This window comes from Klebsiella sp. JB_Kp004 (assembly GCF_040065795.1).
Classification (GTDB): Bacteria; Pseudomonadota; Gammaproteobacteria; order Enterobacterales; family Enterobacteriaceae; genus Klebsiella; species Klebsiella quasipneumoniae.
Genome location: NZ_JBEAKW010000047.1, coordinates 23,803 through 40,665, shown reverse-complemented (window position 1 = coordinate 40,665; position 16,863 = coordinate 23,803). Strand labels below are relative to the sequence as shown.

The window sequence follows — 16,863 nt, the reverse complement described above, 5'->3', positions numbered from 1 at the left end:
TTATCCGGCCTCTGTTTCTGCTTTACGTCGTACGCAGTTGTTCCGCCTTTCGGCGCATGGCTATCGCCAGGCCGACTGACCGGCCAGCGAGTAACGCCCGGCGCCCAAAAGCGCAATCGCCAGCGCGCCAACAAAGAAATAGACCAGATTCTCAATCGCCCACGCGCCCACCGCATCAAGCGCAAACGTCTTGCCGAGACCGACCATCAGCCACGCCACTACCATGGTGAAAGCCAACACCAGCGCCGCTGGGCGCGTCAGGATGCCGACAATCAACAAACAGGGGGCAACCACTTCCCCCACCAGCACACCGTAGGCGATAAACCCCGGCAACCCCTTCGCCACCAGCATCCCGCTAATGCCGTCCACGCCATCCAGCAGCTTGTGCAAACCGTGAAAGAGCATTAACCCGCCGACGGCGAGTCGTAACAAGAGTTTACCGGCATCTTCATGCGACAGCGTTCTATTTACTGTGTTTAACAATCCCTTAACCATTTGATGTGCTTCCTGTTTTACACCCTGTGAGATGCCAGAGCATGCCCAATACTTCAGCAATAAAACCAGCGAAAAATTGAGGGAAATCGGCAACGTACGCTGCAGTTTCATCTAAGCTTGAAGGCGTTATCAAAAAAAGGAGATGGAGATCATGAAACAAACCGTGGCCGCATACATTGCCAAAACGCTGGAACAGGCCGGCGTGAAACGTATCTGGGGCGTCACCGGCGATTCCCTCAATGGATTGAGCGATAGCCTGAACCGCATGGGCACCATCGACTGGATGGCCACCCGGCACGAAGAGGTCGCTGCTTTCGCCGCCGGCGCGGAGGCGCAACTGACCGGCGAACTGGCGGTCTGCGCCGGTTCCTGCGGACCGGGTAACCTGCACCTGATCAACGGTCTGTTTGACTGTCACCGCAACCATGTCCCGGTGCTGGCGATTGCCGCCCACATCCCTTCCAGCGAGATTGGCAGCGGCTATTTCCAGGAGACCCATCCCCAGGAGCTGTTCCGCGAATGCAGCCACTACTGCGAGCTGGTCTCCACCCCGGAGCAGATCCCGCAGGTGCTGGCGGTGGCGATGCGCAAGGCGGTGATTAACCGCGGCGTTTCGGTGGTGGTTCTGCCCGGCGACGTGGCGCTGAAAGCCGCCCCGGAGAGCGCCAGCAGCCACTGGTACCATGCGCCGTTGCCGACGGTCTCCCCGGCCGACGAGGAGCTGCGCAAGCTGGCGCAGCTTATCCGCTACTCCAGCAATATCGCGCTCATGTGCGGTAGCGGCTGCGCCGGCGCCCACCAGGAGCTGGTGGAGTTCGCAGCAAAAATTAAAGCCCCCATCGTCCATGCGCTGCGCGGTAAAGAGCATGTGGAGTATGACAACCCGTATGATGTGGGCATGACCGGGCTGATTGGCTTCTCTTCTGGCTTCCACACCATGATGAATGCCGACACCCTGATCCTGCTCGGCACCCAGTTCCCCTATCGCGCCTTCTATCCGACCGACGCCAAAATTATTCAGATCGACATTAACCCCGGCAGCATCGGCGCGCACAGTAAGGTTGATATGGCGCTGGTGGGCGACATCAAATCAACGCTAAAGGCGCTGCTGCCGCTGCTGGAAGAGAAAACCGATCGCCGCTTCCTCGATAAGGCGCTGGAGCACTATCGCGACGCGCGAAAAGGACTCGACGATCTGGCGAAGCCCAGCGAGAAGGCGATCCACCCGCAATATCTGGCGCAGCAGATCAGCCATTTTGCCGATGAAGACGCCATTTTCACCTGCGATGTCGGCACCCCGACCGTCTGGGCGGCACGCTATCTCAAGATGAACGGCAAACGCCGCCTGCTGGGTTCATTCAACCACGGCTCCATGGCCAACGCCATGCCGCAGGCCATTGGCGCCAAAGCCACCGCGCCGGAGCGTCAGGTGGTGGCCATGTGCGGCGACGGCGGGTTTAGCATGCTGATGGGGGATTTTCTGTCGCTGGCGCAGATGAAGCTGCCGGTGAAAATTATCATCTTTAACAACAGCGTGCTGGGTTTCGTGGCGATGGAGATGAAGGCCGGGGGCTATCTCACCGACGGCACAGAGCTGCACGACACCAACTTCGCCCGCATCGCCGAAGCCTGCGGTATTAAAGGTATTCGCGTTGAGAAAGCCGCCGAGGTGGATGAAGCGCTGCAGACCGCCTTCCGCACCGACGGTCCGGTGCTGGTCGACGTCGTGGTCGCCAAAGAGGAGCTGGCGATCCCGCCGCAGATCAAGCTGGAGCAGGCGAAAGGCTTTAGCCTGTATATGCTGCGGGCGATCATCAGCGGGCGCGGCGATGAAGTCATCGAACTGGCGAAAACCAACTGGCTCAGGTAAAACAGAAGCAATACTCTGAACCAGAACAAGGAAAAGCCGTGATCGATCTGCGCAGTGATACCGTTACCCGTCCCGGGCGCGCCATGTTGGAAGCCATGATGGCCGCCCCGGTCGGGGACGATGTGTATGGTGACGACCCTACCGTCAATGAACTTCAGCGCTACGCCGCCGACCTGGCCGGCAAAGAGGCGGCGCTGTTTCTGCCCACCGGCACCCAGGCCAACCTCGTCGGCCTGCTCAGCCACTGCCAGCGCGGCGAAGAGTATATCGTCGGCCAGGGGGCGCATAACTATCTGTACGAAGCCGGCGGGGCGGCGGTTCTCGGCAGTATTCAGCCGCAGCCGATTGACGCCGCGGCGGACGGCTCGCTGCCGCTGGATAAAGTCGCAGCGAAAATCAAACCTGACGATATCCATTTTGCCCCGACCCGCCTGCTGAGCCTGGAAAACACCCATAACGGTAAGGTGCTGCCGCGCGACTATCTCCAGGAAGCCTGGGCGTTTACCCGCCAGCGCGATCTGGCGCTGCACGTCGACGGCGCGCGCATCTTTAACGCCGTGGTCGCCTACGGCTGTGAGCTGCGCGATATCGCCCAGTACTGCGACTCCTTCACCATCTGCCTGTCAAAGGGGCTTGGCGCCCCGGTTGGCTCGCTGCTGGTCGGCAGTGAGGCGTATATTCGCCGCGCCGTTCGCTGGCGGAAAATGGTCGGCGGCGGGATGCGCCAGGCGGGCATTCTGGCCGCCGCCGGGCTGTACGCGCTGAAAAATAACGTGCAGCGCCTGCAGGAGGATCATGATAACGCCGCGTGGATGGCGGATCAGCTGCGCGCCATCGGCGCCGACGTCACCCGTCACGATACCAACATGCTGTTCGTTCGCGTCGGTGATGAACAGGCCCGGGCGCTCGGCGAGTTTATGCAGGCGCGCGGCGTGCTGATCAACGCCTCGCCCATCGTCCGTCTGGTCACTCACCTGGATGTCAATCGTCAGCAGTTGAGCGAAGTGGTCGCCCACTGGCAGGCTTTTTTACAACGCTAAGGAGTCAGGCGTGTCGCAATCGGTTTTGGTGCTCGGCGCCAGCGGCTATATTGGTCAACATTTAGTCCGCGAATTAAGCGCGCGGGGTTATCCGGTACTGGCGGCGGCGCGCCATACCGACCGACTGCAAAAACTCGCTTTGCCCGGCGTCACCTGCCGGTCAGTCGATCTCAATCAGCCGCAGGCTCTGCCTGCGCTGCTCACAGGTATCGATACCCTTTACTATCTGGTACACGGCATGGGCGAAGGCGGCGATTTTATCGCCCATGAGCGTCGGGTGGCGACGCATGTTCGCGATGCCCTGCGCCAGACGCCGGTGCGTCAGATTATCTTTCTCAGCTCGCTGCAGGCTCCAGCGCAGGAGCAGTCCGACCATCTGCGCGCTCGTCAGGTCACCGGCGATCTCCTGCGCGAGTCGGGCGTGCCGGTAACCGAGCTGCGGGCCGGAATTATCGTCGGCGCCGGCTCCGCCGCCTTCGAGGTGATGCGCGACATGGTCTATAACCTGCCGGTGCTGACCCCCCCGCGCTGGGTGCGTTCGCGTACCACCCCTGTCGCGCTGGAAAATCTGCTCGTTGACCTCGTTGAGCTACTGAATCATCCTTCCGACGCGCACCGCGTCTTCGAAGCCGCCGGTCCGGAGGTGTTAAGCTATCAGCAGCAGTTCATTCGCTTTATGGCCGTCAGCGGCAAACACCGCCCGCTCATTCCGATTCCCCTGCCGACGCGCTGGATCTCGGTGTGGTTCCTCAATGTCATCACCTCGGTGCCGCCGACCATCGCCAAAGCGCTAATTCAGGGGTTGAAGCACGATCTGATCGCCGATGACCGGACGCTGCGGGCGCTGATCCCGCAAACGCTGATCCCCTTCGATCAGGCGGTTCGCCGCACCCTGAAAGAAGAAGAGCAGCTGGTAAACTCCAGCGACTGGGGCTACGACGCCCAGGCTTTCGCCCGCTGGCGACCGGAGTATGGCTATTATCCGAAACAGGCAGGCTGCACCATCACCACTCAGGCGAGCCGCAAAGCCCTGTGGCAGGTCGTTAACCAAATCGGCGGTAAAGAGGGATATTTTTTCGGCAATCTGCTGTGGAAAACCCGCGGCGCGTTGGATCTGCTGGTCGGCCACCGGCTGGCCAAAGGGCGACCGCAGCGCGACTATCTGCAGACCGGCGATACGGTCGACAGCTGGAAGGTGATTATCGTGGAGGAAGAAAAACAGCTCACTCTGCTGTTCGGCATGAAAGCGCCGGGACTGGGCCGGTTAAGCTTTACCATTAACGATAAAGGCGATCGTCGTGAACTGGACGTCCGCGCCTGGTGGCACCCGCACGGTATGCCGGGCCTGGTCTACTGGCTGCTGATGATCCCGGCGCACCTGTTTATTTTCCGCGGTATGGCGCAACGCATCACCCGGTTGGCCGAACAAATCTCAGGCAGAGTCGAAGGATAAGCATTATTCTTTCATGATTCTCATTGCATAGTCGGGAGAATCACGGAAAAATGCGCACGAAATTCTTTTCTGGGACAGTAGAGTAATATGAAGGTACTGGTTACCGGTGCGACCAGCGGATTAGGCCGCAACGCAGTGGAATATCTGCGCAACAAGGGCATCAGCGTGCGAGCGACCGGGCGCAACGAAGCGATGGGTAAGCTTCTGAGCAAAATGGGGGCGGAATTCATCCCGGCAGATTTAACCGAGCTGGTCTCTTCGCAGGCTAAAGTGATGCTCGCCGGTATCGATACCCTGTGGCACTGCTCAAGTTTCACCTCGCCCTGGGGCACGCAACAGGCTTTCGATCTCGCTAACGTCCGCGCCACCCGCCGCCTCGGCGAATGGTCGGTAGCATGGGGCGTACGCAATTTCGTCCATATCTCTTCGCCCTCGCTCTATTTTGATTATCACCACCATCGCGATATTCAGGAAGATTTCCGCCCGCACCGCTTCGCCAATGAGTTTGCCCGCAGCAAGGCGGCCAGCGAAGAGGTGATCAACCTGCTGGCGCAGGCCAACCCGCACACCCGTTTTACCATTTTGCGCCCGCAGAGCCTGTTCGGGCCGCACGATAAAGTCTTTATTCCCCGGCTGGCGCAAATGATGCAGCACTACGGCAGCGTCCTGTTGCCGCGGGGCGGCAGCGCGCTGGTCGATATGACCTATTATGAAAATGCCGTCCACGCGATGTGGCTGGCGAGCCAGCCTGCCTGCGATCATCTTCCCTCCGCCCGCGCGTGGAATATCAGCAATGGCGAACCGCGCACTCTGCGCAGCATCGTGCAGAAACTGATCGATGAGCTGGGCATCAAATGCCGGATCCGTTCAGTTCCCTACCCGATGCTGGATATTATCGCCCGCAGCATGGAGCGTTTTGGCGATAAAACGGCCAAAGAGCCGGCCTTTACCCACTACGGCGTCTCTAAACTTAATTTTGATTTTACGCTCGATATCACGCGCGCGCAGGATGAGCTGGGCTATCAGCCTGTGGTGACGCTGGACGACGGGATTGTGCGTACCGCCGCCTGGTTACGCGACCACGGTAAACTTCACCGCTAACCCTGGCCATATTTCTCTAACAGCGCCTCGGCTATCGCTTCGGTTTGCGCATCCGCTACGCCATCCCAGCGCTGGGGGCGGAAGTGCATCTGGAAGGCGATAATTACCCGTTTCTGCTGCGCGGGAGTCATCTCCGGCGTGACCTGATAGCCGTAGCGCGCCAGCAAATCCAGCACCACCTCAGGGTCCACTGGCTCACTGGGCGGCCGCCCGTTCAGATAAAAAGCCACCCGCTGCTCGTCCGGCCAGGCGCCAATCCCCTGCTGCGCCAGCTGTTGCCAGGGGAACAACGGCCCCGGATCGTCTTTGCGCTGCGGGGCGATATCGGCATGGGCCACCACGTTCTGCGGCGCGATGTGGTAGCGGGTGATAATATCGCGCGCCAGCGGGATCAGGGCCGCGATCTGTTCCGGGTGAAAGGGGGTAAAGCTTTTACCTCCCGCGGTCTTCTGCCAGCCGCGGTTTTCCAGTTCAATACCGATGGAAGTATCGTTGATGCGCGTGCTGCCGCTCCAGTAGCTGACACCGGCGTGCCAGGCCAGATCCTCTTCCGGCACCAGCTGCCAGATCCGCGGTTTATCATGGTGGCGCGGCGGCTGTTCAGGAATTAAATAGTGGGAGCTGACCTCTTTATCGGTCAGGGTCGCCAGAGAAGTATCAAAGTTGTCTGCCGTATAGTGGATCACCAGCACTTTTATTCGCGGATAGGCCGCCTGCGCCGGATGGCGGGTGTCCAGCTGGTATCCATCGCGATCGATAATCCCTTTTTCGCCGGCACAGCCGCTTAGCAGTAACGCCAGCAGCGCGATCAGCGCAATCCGTGTCATTCTTTCATCCTTGCCCGGCAGCGTCTCCGGGTTAATAAGACCATCGATTTCGTCCTTTATTTTTCGCCTGGTACAGCGCGCTGTCCGCCCGGGCGATCAGCGTCTCCATCGGAACCGTGCCGTCGGAGGCGACGACCCCCATACTGACGGTCACCACCGAGGCCACCGCCGAAGCTTCATGGGGGATCGCCGCCTCGCTAATTTTCTGCTGAATGCGCTCGGCAATGGAGGTGGCTCGCGCTAAGGAAACCCCGGGCAGCGCGATGACAAACTCTTCGCCGCCGTAGCGGGCGACCAGATCGCCCTCGGCCCGTACCGCCATTTTAAGCACCTGGGCGACAGTCGATAAGCAATCGTCGCCAGCCTGATGGCCATACTGGTCGTTGTAACGCTTAAAGTAATCGACGTCGATCATCATCAGCGCCAACGGCGTTTTTTGCTGCCAAATCTCCGCCAGATAGGCATTCAGCGCCCGGCGATTCGCGGTCCCGGTTAATGCATCCTGGTTGGCAATGCTTTCCAGCCGCTGAATAAGCCGCATATTTTCCTGATGCGTATTCCAGGCCTCATCATACCAGCGCTTAAGAATACGCCTGCCATAGAGTAAAATCGCCGTAAAAATTCCCCACAGGATCAAAAAGCGGACCTCAGTGTGAGGGTGGATCTGTAGTCCCGCCAGCAGGGCGGTTCCCCATAGCGGAAGCAAAAAAGCGATAATGCCGGGCCAATGGTGATACAGCGCGGCGAGGCCGGTGGTCATTAATATCACCAGCAGCGGCCAGGCGAAGGGCAGTGTCCAGAAAAAGATAAAACAGTAATTACTCAGGGACCAGCACAGGCTGAGTGCCAGCTGCAGGCCGGTGATAATGCTCAACGTATAGCGCCCCTGCGCCAGGCGCGGCGTGACGGCAATAATGGCTAAAATTATCGAAATAATAATAACCGCGATCAGCGCGACTTCGACATAAGGAATAACCGCCTGGTGCGTTAACAGCTTCTTATCAAAATGCGTAAAGATAAAATTGCGGAAGAAAACCATTAACGCAAAAGCGATATTGACAAAGGCCAGCCAGGGCATACTCATGGATAGCGCATGGCGCTGGACATTATCTCTGGTGGCCCACAGCTCGGTTCGCAGCTGGCGGACGCCCTCTTGCTTATTTGTTAACATCTTATCTCCCTGGTGACCTGCATGACCATGGGCGCAGACCCTGCTTTGCTTTATGATAAACCATGTTTCCGGGAATGTCTGTCAACGCTGCCCCCTTTCTGCCCCGGCGCCTTAAGCTGATTTTCTGCTAACGTCAGATGAAAAGGGTCTAGTCCTCTCCCTATGTGTATCTGGCAAAAAAAAGCAAGCATTATCAATGCGAAATACGTCATCTTTTCTTTAAAAAAGAGTTAACTAACCGTCATAAAATTGCAGTATTGCACTTGAAAAAAAAACGGTGTTAGTACAATCTGAAACCGCTCATTGGTGAGATAAAACAAGAGCATGATGATAGCAAGATAAACAATGGAGTCTAAAAATATGAAATATGCAGCTTTAGTGGCAGGTGCAGCATTGTTTTTAACGGCGAACGCCTTCTCTGCAGAAATTTTAACGAAAGAAGCCTTCGATAAGGTCCATACGCAATATACTAAAATCGGTACCATTTCTTCTACCGGTCAGACTGCACCCAGCGATGCCCGTGAAGAACTGATTAAAAAGGCCGATGAGAAAGGCGCAGACGTTATCGTGCTCTCTTCCGGTAATACCGATAAAAAACTGCACATCTCCGCTAACATCTATAAGAAGAAGTAATTAATCTTATATTTCAAGAAACATTATCATATTGCCCGGGTAATGTTTCTTGTTTGCCCAAAAAGTCTGTTTATTTTTAAACGGCCCCAGTTTTTCCTGCCTTAATATCATATAGTGATCTTCCCTGTCGATGTCCTGCCCTAAGGCCGTAGTCACATCAAGGTCTTAGCTCTTTGCGTCAAGTACAATCCGCACGCTATACGCTATGCTTTAACGGAAACTGAAAACGTAGTTCGCTTATAAGGAAATCATCATGCGCTACAAACTTCTTGCAGCACTTCTCCCTTGCGCGCTGGCGCTCAGCGCCTGTACGACCGTCACCCCGGCCTATAAAGATAATGGCACCCGCAGCGGCCCCTGTGTCGAAGGCGGCCCTGACGACGTAGCGCAAAAATTCTACGACACCCAGCTCCAGAACCGTACGCAGGATCCGGCGGCGCTGCGCCCCTATCTCAGCGACGGCCTGGCGAAGTTACTCAATGACGCCCGTCAGGATCCGGCCAACAGCAAACTGCTGCAGGCTAACCTGTTCTCGAGCAGCAGCACCCCGGCGGACAGCGCCGTCGTCGCCAGCGCCTCAACCATCCCTAATCGCGATGCGCGCAACATTCCGCTGCGCGTGGAGCTAAAGCAGGGAACCCAGAGCTGGAAAGACGAAGTGCTGATGATCCAGGAAGGACAGTGCTGGGCCGTCGATGACGTTCGCTATCTCGGCAACAACAGCCACGCGCCGGCCGGGACGTTGCGACAGAGTCTGGAGAAACGTTAGTTCTGGAGTTGAAGCGACGTCGCTGAAACGATAACCCCGGTAAAATGTCGGTATTCGCCCCGAGAATGCCGACATTTACTCCCCCCTCACCCACCAGGCAATATTTTGTGCTAACTTTAAAGCTAAACGTGGTTTAGATTTAACTTTTAACGCATAAATATTGCATAACTATTCTGCCAAAGGTAGTATTTGCGGCCTCAATAGCTATTCGTATCAGACTGCCCAGATGAGTATTAAACTAAACGGCATTAATTGCTTCTACGGCGCGCACCAGGCGCTGTTCGACATCACGCTGGATTGCCCGCAGGGGGAAACGCTGGTGCTGCTCGGCCCCAGCGGTGCCGGGAAGAGCTCGCTGCTGCGCGTACTCAACCTGCTGGAGATGCCGCGTTCCGGTTCATTAACCATCGCCGGTAACCATTTCGACTTCACCAGAGCGCCGTCCGATAAAGCGATTCGCGAACTGCGGCAGAACGTCGGCATGGTCTTTCAGCAGTACAACCTGTGGCCGCACCTGACGGTACAGCAGAACCTGATCGAGGCCCCCTGTCGCGTACTGGGGTTAAGCAAGGATCAGGCGCTGGCTCGCGCAGAGAAGCTGCTGGAGCGCCTGCGTCTGAAGCCCTACAGCGATCGTTACCCGCTGCATTTATCCGGCGGTCAGCAGCAGCGTGTGGCAATCGCCCGCGCGCTGATGATGGAGCCGCAGGTTCTGCTGTTCGATGAGCCTACCGCGGCGCTCGACCCGGAAATCACCGCCCAGATCGTTAGTATCATCCGCGAGCTGGCTGAAACCGGCATCACCCAGGTTATCGTCACCCATGAAGTTGAAGTGGCGCGCAAGACGGCCAGCCGGGTGGTGTATATGGAAAATGGCCATATCGTCGAGCAAGGGGATGCCTCCTGCTTCACGCATCCGCAAACTGACGCGTTTAAAAACTATCTTTCACACTGATGTTTTTCGGGGAAATGACGATGAAAAAAGTACTGATTGCCGCCCTGCTCGCAGGCATGAGCCTCTCCGCTTCCGCCGCGCAAACCATTCGTTTCGCCACCGAGGCCTCCTACCCTCCGTTTGAGCTGGTGGATGCCAACAACCAGATCGTCGGTTTCGATGTGGATCTGGCTAACGCGCTGTGTAAAGAGATCGACGCCACCTGTACCTTTACCAACCAGGCCTTTGACAGCCTGATCCCGGGCCTGAAATTCCGCCGTTTCGACGCGGTCATGGCCGGGATGGACATCACGCCTGAGCGTGAAAAGCAGGTCCTGTTCTCCACCCCGTATTATGACAACTCGGCGCTGTTCGTCGGTCAGCAGGGCAAGTTCACCAGCATTGACCAGCTGAAGGGCAAAAAAGTGGGCGTACAGAACGGCACCACCCACCAGAAATTTATCACGGATAAACATCCGGAAATCACCACCGTGCCTTACGACAGCTACCAGAATGCGAAGCTGGATCTGCAGAACGGTCGTATTGACGCGGTCTTCGGTGATACCGCTGTGGTCACCGAATGGCTGAAGAGCAATCCGAAGCTGGCGGCCGTGGGCGATAAAGTGACCGACAAAGCCTATTTCGGCACCGGGCTGGGCATTGCCGTGCGTCAGGGCAACACCGACCTGCAGCAGAAATTTAACGCTGCGCTGGAAAAAGTGAAGAAAGACGGCACTTACCAGACCATCTATAACAAATGGTTCCAGAAGTAAGACTGAATGAACGAAATTTTTCCATTAGCAAGCGCCGCCGGGATGACCGTCGGCCTTGCCGTTTGCGCGCTCGCCATCGGCCTCGTCCTGGCGATGCTCTTCGCGGTACTGGAGTCAGTGAAATGGCGCCCGGTAGCCTGGCTTGCAACCGGCATTGTGACCATTCTGCGCGGCCTACCGGAAATTCTGGTGGTGCTGTTTATCTATTTCGGCTCGTCCCAGCTGCTGCTGACGCTCTCTGACGGTTTCACCATCCCGCTCGGGTTCACGCAGATCCCGGTGCAGATGCAGATTGAGAACTTTGACGTCAGTCCGTTCCTCTGCGGGGCGATCGCCCTGTCGCTGCTGTATGCCGCCTACGCCTCGCAAACGCTGCGCGGCGCGCTGAAAGCCGTTCCGCAGGGTCAGTGGGAGTCCGGCCAGGCGCTGGGGCTGTCGAAAGCGGCCATTTTCTTCCGCCTGGTGATGCCGCAGATGTGGCGCCATGCCCTGCCCGGTCTCGGCAACCAGTGGCTGGTGCTACTGAAGGACACCGCGCTGGTGAGCCTGATCAGCGTCAACGATCTGATGCTGCAGACCAAAAGCATCGCCACCCGCACTCAGGAGCCCTTTAACTGGTATATCATTGCCGCAGCAATCTATCTCGTCATCACCCTGTTGAGTCAATACATCCTTAAGCGGATTGACCAGCGTGCGACGCGCTTCGAACGGAGACCAGGCTGATGCTCGACTACTTACCCGAACTGCTGAAAGGCCTGCATACCAGCCTGACGCTGACCGTGGCGTCGATTATCGTGGCGCTGATCCTGTCGCTGATCTTTACCATTATCCTGACGCTGAAGACGCCGGGGCTAGTGTGGATAGTGCGCGGCTACATCACCCTGTTTACCGGTACGCCGCTGCTGGTGCAGATCTTCCTGATCTACTATGGCCCCGGGCAGTTTCCTTCGCTGCAGGAATATCCATGGCTGTGGCATCTTATCTCCGAGCCGTGGCTGTGCGCCCTGATCGCCCTGTCGCTTAACAGCGCCGCCTATACCACCCAGCTGTTTTATGGCGCCATCCGGGCGATCCCCGACGGGCAATGGCAGTCGTGCAGCGCGCTGGGGATGAGTAAAAAGGATACCCTGGCGATCCTGCTGCCGTACGCCTTTAAACGCGCGCTGTCGTCCTACTCCAACGAAGTGGTGCTGGTGTTCAAAAGTACTTCTCTGGCCTACACCATCACCCTGATGGAAGTGATGGGTCACGGCCAGCTGCTGTACGGACGGACCTACGACGTGATGGTGTTCGGCGCCGCCGGGATTATTTATCTCATCGTCAACGGGTTGCTGACCCTGTTGATGCGCCTGGTGGAGCGCAAAGCGCTAGCTTTCGAACGGCGTAACTAGCGCCTGGCGTATTTGCATAATAAGCGAACAACAAGACGGACAAGTCTAATACCTGTCCGTCTTTTTTTATATCAAACAAAATAGTTAATCATTTTTATTGCATACAAATTCATTTAATGGCATTGTCACCCTATGCCGCAGACACGGCAAATAATCATAAGATTGACAGACGGGAGTTCCACGATGAAAAAGTTAGTTCTGGCTGCACTGCTCACCACGTTCACCTTCGGCGCCGCCGCCGCGGAGAAAATCAGCTTCGGCGTGTCCGCGACCTATCCGCCGTTTGAATCGATGGACGCGAATAACCAGATTGTCGGCTTTGATATCGATCTGGCCCATGCGCTGTGCAAACAAATGCAGGCAGAATGCACCTTTACCAACCACGCGTTTGACAGCCTGATCCCGGCGCTGAAGTTTAAGAAGTATGACGCGGTGATTTCCGGAATGGATATTACGCCGGAACGCAGCAAGCAGGTGGCCTTCACCGACCCGTACTACGCCAACTCCGCGCTGGTGATCGCCAAAAAAGACGCGTTCCACTCGTTCAATGATTTGAAAGGCAAACGGATCGGCATGGAAAACGGCACCACCCACCAGAAATATCTGCAGGATAAACATCCTGAGGTGAAGACCGTCGCCTATGACAGCTACCAGAACGCGATTATCGACCTGAAAAATGGCCGTATCGACGGCGTGTTCGGCGACACGGCGGTGGTCAACGAGTGGCTGAAAACCAACCCGCAGCTGGGGGCAGCCACGCCGAAAGTAACCGATCCGCAATACTTTGGCACCGGCCTTGGGATTGCCGTGCGCCCGGATAACAAGGCGCTGCTGGAGAAACTGAACGCCGCGCTGAAGGCGATTAAAGCCGACGGTACCTACCAGAAAATCAGCAACCAGTGGTTCCCGGAGTAACTTTTTTGCCGGGGGGGCGCTGCGCTTACCCGGCCTGCTCCGTCCCCGTAGCCGGGTAAGGCGTAGCCGCCACCCGGCAATTTCTCAAAGTGGCACGAAGAACCTGAACCGCGCCCCGCTTACCGACTCCACCAGCCGGATCCCGCCCCCGTGCAGCTCCAGCATCCGTTTCACAATCAGCAGTCCTAACCCACCGCGATCCTCCCGCGACGCCTGGGTAGACAACGCCGACGGCCGCTGGAACAGATCATCGCGCAGCGCGGCATCGACGCCCGTTCCGTTGTCTGCCACTTCAACCTGGAGCTGTTGATTCTCCTGCCAGACCGCCAGACGGATCTCCCCGCCGACGGGAGTATGCCGCATCGCGTTATCGAGCAGGTTGGTCACCACCCTCTCAATCATCGACACATCGGCGTTGATCAGCGGCAACGGCCCCGGCACATCAATTTGCAGGTTCACCTCGCGCGTGCGGGCGGTGAGTTCAAACTTCTGCGCCACGTCGGAAATCAGCTCCCCCATCGCGAAACGCTCGCGCTGCGGCTTAATGCTCCCGTGCTCCAGTCGCGCCAGCTCAAACAGCTGCTGTGAAAGATGGCGCACCTTGTTGCCCTGGCGCAGGGCGATGGTGAGATACTGCCTGCGCTCCTCGGCGGTCAGCCGTTCGTCCTTCAGGGTCAGCGTTTCCAGATACCCCAGCAGCGAAGTCAGCGGTGTGCGCAAATCGTGGGAAATATTGGCCACAAATTCGCGGCGCTGGCGGTCGCTATCGGCCAGCCGATCCCACTGACCGGCTATCTGCCGGGCAAGGTCAATAAAGCGGTTCTCAAGGACCGCTACCTCGTTACCGGGCTGTGGCTCCGGCGTGCGGGCCGCCAGGGTTTTGATGGCGCTGATGCTGTCCCGATCGTTCGCCGCCACCTGGGCGGTGAGCTGGCGGACAGGCCGGGTAACCCAGAACCATGCCAGGCCTCCCGCCAGCAGACCAAACAGGGCCACCAGCAGCAGGGTCCACAGAACAATGCTCCACAGCGTTTTTTGCCAGGCGTCGGCCGCCAGATGATTAAAGGTCTCCCCCTGCAAAATGATATACAGGTAGCCGCGCAGCTGGCCGTCGACGCGCAGCGGGGCGGCGCTGAAGACTTTTCGCCCGTCAAGGCTGCGGGGATCGTCGCCATACACCGGCGACGTACTGCCGGTGAGAAAAACCTGTACCGGCGCCATGTCGATCCGCTGGCGCTGGATATGGCCCGGCGGCGCCGCATCGGCCAGCAGGTCGCCATCCGGCGACAGCAGATAGAGCTCCACGCTGGGATTAAAGGTCATCAGGCGGTCAAACAGCGACTTCAGGGTTTGCCGGTTGACCTCGCCGTGGGCGTCCAGCAGCGGTTCGCGGGCCACAATTTGCTGAGCCAGCCCGGCGGAGAGGCGCTGCACCATGGCGTTGCCATACTGCGCGCTGCTGTGTAACTGAACGGCGCACACCGCCGCCGCGCACAGCATCAGCAGGGAGACCACCACCAGCGCCAGCCGCTGGCTGAGGCTCAGGCGGCGGATCACGGGGCGGCCTCCTGGGTCACCGGGGCGAACTTATAGCCTTTTCCCCAGACGGTCAGAATGATGTCCGGCTCGGCCGGGTCACGTTCGATTTTGCTGCGCAGGCGGTTGATATGGGTATTGACCGTGTGCTCATAGCCCTCATGCTGATATCCCCAGACCTGCTCCAGCAGCGCCAGCCGGGAAAACACCTCCCCGGGATGGCGGGCAAAGTAATACAGCAGCTCGAATTCGCGCGGCGTGAGGTCCACCATCTCGCCGCGCAGCCTCACTTCGCGGGACAGCGGATCGATGCTCAGGCCATGGCAGGACAGCCGCCCGGCGTCCATCAGCAGGTTCTGCCCCATCGCCTCCTGGCGACGAAACAGCGCTTTAACGCGGGCGATAAGTTCCAGTAACGAAAAGGGTTTCGCCAGATAGTCGTCGGCGCCCATCTCCAGGCCCAGCACACGGTGCATTTCGCTGGTGCGAGCGCTGATGATGATCACCGGCAGATAGCGGGTCATCTGGCGGATGCGCCGGCAGATCTCCAGGCCATCGACGCCGGGCAGCATCAAATCGAGGATCACCGCATCCCAGACCCGCGTTTCCAGTCGGGCGAGGGCCTGGCCGCCATCGGCCTCATGCACAATCTGATAGCCCTCATCCTGCAGATTGAGCCGCAGCAGCGTGGCTATATCCTCATCATCTTCCACCAGCAGAATGGTTTTGGCCATTAGATTCCCCCCACCAATAACAAAACATGCTGCGTCAAGCTTACCCGATTTCGGCGGCGCAAAGCCTTCACATTTTGTTTAAACTTCGCGGACCAGCAGGGTCAGCACTTCGTAGTGGGCGGTATGAGGGAACATATCAAACAGCTGGACCCGCTCGACGCGATAGCCGCTAAGACGGGCAATGTCGGTCGCCATGGTGCGGGCGTTACAGCTGGAATAGATAATGTAGGGCGGCGCCATGCGGCTCAAATAGTCGCACAGTTCAGCGCCAATGCCGCGTCGCGGCGGGTTGACCAGCACCAGCTGCGGGATATCCGCTTCATGCGTGGCGAACCGCGTGGAGTCCAGCGCCTGAAAATGCAGATTGCCGAGCCCCAGCTGCGCGGCAGACTGCCTGGCGCAGGCGATCGCTTCCGGGGCTATCTCTATCCCGGTCAGGCGCATCGCCGGCGTCGCGCAGTGCAGGCCAAAACCGCCGACGCCGCAAAACAGATCCCACATATGCTGGACCGGCAGCGCGCGCACCCAGTCGCGGGCGGTGGCGTACAGCCGGCTGGCTACCGTCGGGTTAGTCTGAAAGAAGCTTTGCGGACGGATCCACAGCGGCACCTCATTAAAGACCTCGCCCAGCGCCTGCTGTTCGGTGAAGAAGATCTCCTGCTCGCCTTCCATGATTGCCATATGCACCGGCTGGATATTCGCCGTGATCACCTTGAGCTGCGGGAGCTGTGCCTGCAGCCAGGGCAGCGCGGCGCGCAGCTGGGCCACCTTGGCCTCTGAGCGCAGCACGAAGCGCAGCATCATCTCCCCCTGCTGGCTGGCGGTCAGCAGCAGATATTTCAGCTCCCCGCGCTTGCGCGCGACGTTGTAGGGAGTTAACCCGGCGCGGGCGATAAAGGGCTTCAGGCCGGCAAACACCGGCGCAAACTCGGCGGGATAGAGCGGGCAGTCGGTGAGGTCCACCGGGGTGCCATCGCGGTGCAGCATCCCCAGCAGCGGACGCTCCACGCTGCCGCTGACCACCATTTTGGCCTTGTTACGGAAAGCCGCCTCCGGCCCGCTGACCGGCTCGCCCCAGTCGGCGACGGGGATTGCCGCCAGCAGCGTGCGCAGGTCGGCCATTTTATCGGCGAGCTGTTGCGGAACCGACCGTTCCAGCCATTGACAGGAACGGCAGCGGCCGGCGTCGTAGAGTGCGCAATGCATAATTGACCTTCAAAA

General features: G+C 58.4%; 17 protein-coding genes. 11 read left to right on the top strand and 6 right to left on the bottom strand.

The window, feature by feature from the left end; genetic code table 11:
• Window positions 1–60: 60 nt before the first annotated feature.
• On the bottom strand, window positions 61–495 hold the full coding sequence (locus tag ABLX76_RS21460; protein ID WP_023288998.1) for a DoxX family protein: 435 nt from the start codon (window positions 493–495) through the stop codon (window positions 61–63).
• Window positions 496–646: 151 nt separating this feature from the next.
• Between ABLX76_RS21460 and poxB the strand changes: the two genes are divergently transcribed.
• From poxB to ABLX76_RS21440, 4 genes are all read left to right on the top strand, one after another.
• Complete coding sequence (gene poxB, locus ABLX76_RS21455) at window positions 647–2,365, top strand: ubiquinone-dependent pyruvate dehydrogenase (RefSeq protein WP_023288997.1); 1,719 nt, start codon at window positions 647–649, stop codon at window positions 2,363–2,365.
• A gap of 38 nt (window positions 2,366–2,403) precedes the next feature.
• Window positions 2,404–3,405, top strand: coding sequence for a low-specificity L-threonine aldolase (ltaE, locus tag ABLX76_RS21450; protein WP_023288996.1), 1,002 nt, complete (start codon window positions 2,404–2,406; stop codon window positions 3,403–3,405).
• Between the two features lie 10 nt (window positions 3,406–3,415).
• Window positions 3,416–4,858 (top strand): DUF2867 domain-containing protein, encoded by a 1,443-nt coding sequence (locus tag ABLX76_RS21445; RefSeq protein WP_348875273.1) that lies wholly within the window; start codon window positions 3,416–3,418, stop codon window positions 4,856–4,858.
• An 87-nt stretch (window positions 4,859–4,945) separates the two neighbouring features.
• A complete protein-coding gene (locus ABLX76_RS21440; RefSeq protein ID WP_002896399.1) occupies window positions 4,946–5,959 on the top strand; it encodes an NAD(P)-dependent oxidoreductase in 1,014 nt (337 codons plus the stop codon).
• Here ABLX76_RS21440 and ABLX76_RS21435 read toward each other — a convergent pair.
• Together ABLX76_RS21435 and ABLX76_RS21430 are read right to left on the bottom strand one after the other, a co-directional pair.
• The gene (locus tag ABLX76_RS21435) at window positions 5,956–6,786 is read right to left on the bottom strand and encodes an N-acetylmuramoyl-L-alanine amidase (RefSeq protein ID WP_348875272.1); all 831 of its coding nucleotides are present in this window, start codon (window positions 6,784–6,786) and stop codon (window positions 5,956–5,958) included. The two genes, ABLX76_RS21440 and ABLX76_RS21435, sit on opposite strands and share 4 nt — an antisense overlap.
• A 31-nt stretch (window positions 6,787–6,817) precedes the next feature.
• Window positions 6,818–7,957, bottom strand: coding sequence for a GGDEF domain-containing protein (locus tag ABLX76_RS21430; RefSeq protein WP_348875271.1), 1,140 nt, complete (start codon window positions 7,955–7,957; stop codon window positions 6,818–6,820).
• 360 nt (window positions 7,958–8,317) lie between these two features.
• Between ABLX76_RS21430 and yahO the strand changes: the two genes are divergently transcribed.
• The 7 genes from yahO to artJ all read left to right on the top strand — a co-directional run bounded on the left by yahO (window position 8,318) and on the right by artJ (window position 13,372).
• Complete coding sequence (gene yahO, locus ABLX76_RS21425; protein WP_023288992.1) at window positions 8,318–8,590, top strand: DUF1471 family periplasmic protein YahO; 273 nt, start codon at window positions 8,318–8,320, stop codon at window positions 8,588–8,590.
• Between the two features lie 253 nt (window positions 8,591–8,843).
• Entirely contained in the window at window positions 8,844–9,359 is a 516-nt protein-coding gene (locus ABLX76_RS21420) for a lipoprotein (protein WP_023288991.1), read from the top strand.
• Between the two features lie 226 nt (window positions 9,360–9,585).
• On the top strand, window positions 9,586–10,314 hold the full coding sequence (gene artP, locus ABLX76_RS21415) for an arginine ABC transporter ATP-binding protein ArtP (protein ID WP_032428704.1): 729 nt from the start codon (window positions 9,586–9,588) through the stop codon (window positions 10,312–10,314).
• Between the two features lie 20 nt (window positions 10,315–10,334).
• A complete protein-coding gene (artI, locus tag ABLX76_RS21410) occupies window positions 10,335–11,066 on the top strand; it encodes an arginine ABC transporter substrate-binding protein ArtI (RefSeq protein ID WP_002896390.1) in 732 nt (243 codons plus the stop codon).
• Window positions 11,067–11,072: 6 nt separating this feature from the next.
• Window positions 11,073–11,789, top strand: coding sequence for an arginine ABC transporter permease ArtQ (gene artQ, locus ABLX76_RS21405; protein ID WP_023288989.1), 717 nt, complete (start codon window positions 11,073–11,075; stop codon window positions 11,787–11,789).
• Window positions 11,789–12,457 carry an arginine ABC transporter permease ArtM gene (gene artM, locus ABLX76_RS21400; RefSeq protein WP_004201338.1) on the top strand — a complete coding sequence of 223 codons (669 nt, stop codon included), beginning with the start codon at window positions 11,789–11,791 and terminating at the stop codon, window positions 12,455–12,457. The genes artQ and artM overlap by 1 nt, the downstream gene beginning before the upstream one ends.
• Window positions 12,458–12,640: 183 nt before the next feature.
• Window positions 12,641–13,372, top strand: a complete 732-nt coding sequence (gene artJ, locus ABLX76_RS21395) for an arginine ABC transporter substrate-binding protein ArtJ (RefSeq protein WP_048334570.1) — start codon at window positions 12,641–12,643, stop codon at window positions 13,370–13,372.
• Window positions 13,373–13,456: 84 nt separating this feature from the next.
• Here artJ and ABLX76_RS21390 read toward each other — a convergent pair whose 3' ends face one another.
• The 3 genes from ABLX76_RS21390 to rlmC all read right to left on the bottom strand — a co-directional run bounded on the left by ABLX76_RS21390 (window position 13,457) and on the right by rlmC (window position 16,848).
• Complete coding sequence (locus ABLX76_RS21390) at window positions 13,457–14,929, bottom strand: ATP-binding protein (protein ID WP_348875270.1); 1,473 nt, start codon at window positions 14,927–14,929, stop codon at window positions 13,457–13,459.
• Window positions 14,926–15,642 carry a response regulator transcription factor gene (locus ABLX76_RS21385; protein WP_023288987.1) on the bottom strand — a complete coding sequence of 239 codons (717 nt, stop codon included), beginning with the start codon at window positions 15,640–15,642 and terminating at the stop codon, window positions 14,926–14,928. The genes ABLX76_RS21390 and ABLX76_RS21385 overlap by 4 nt, the downstream gene beginning before the upstream one ends.
• A gap of 78 nt (window positions 15,643–15,720) precedes the next feature.
• Entirely contained in the window at window positions 15,721–16,848 is a 1,128-nt protein-coding gene (gene rlmC, locus ABLX76_RS21380) for a 23S rRNA (uracil(747)-C(5))-methyltransferase RlmC (protein ID WP_048297139.1), read from the bottom strand.
• Window positions 16,849–16,863 lie beyond the last annotated feature (15 nt).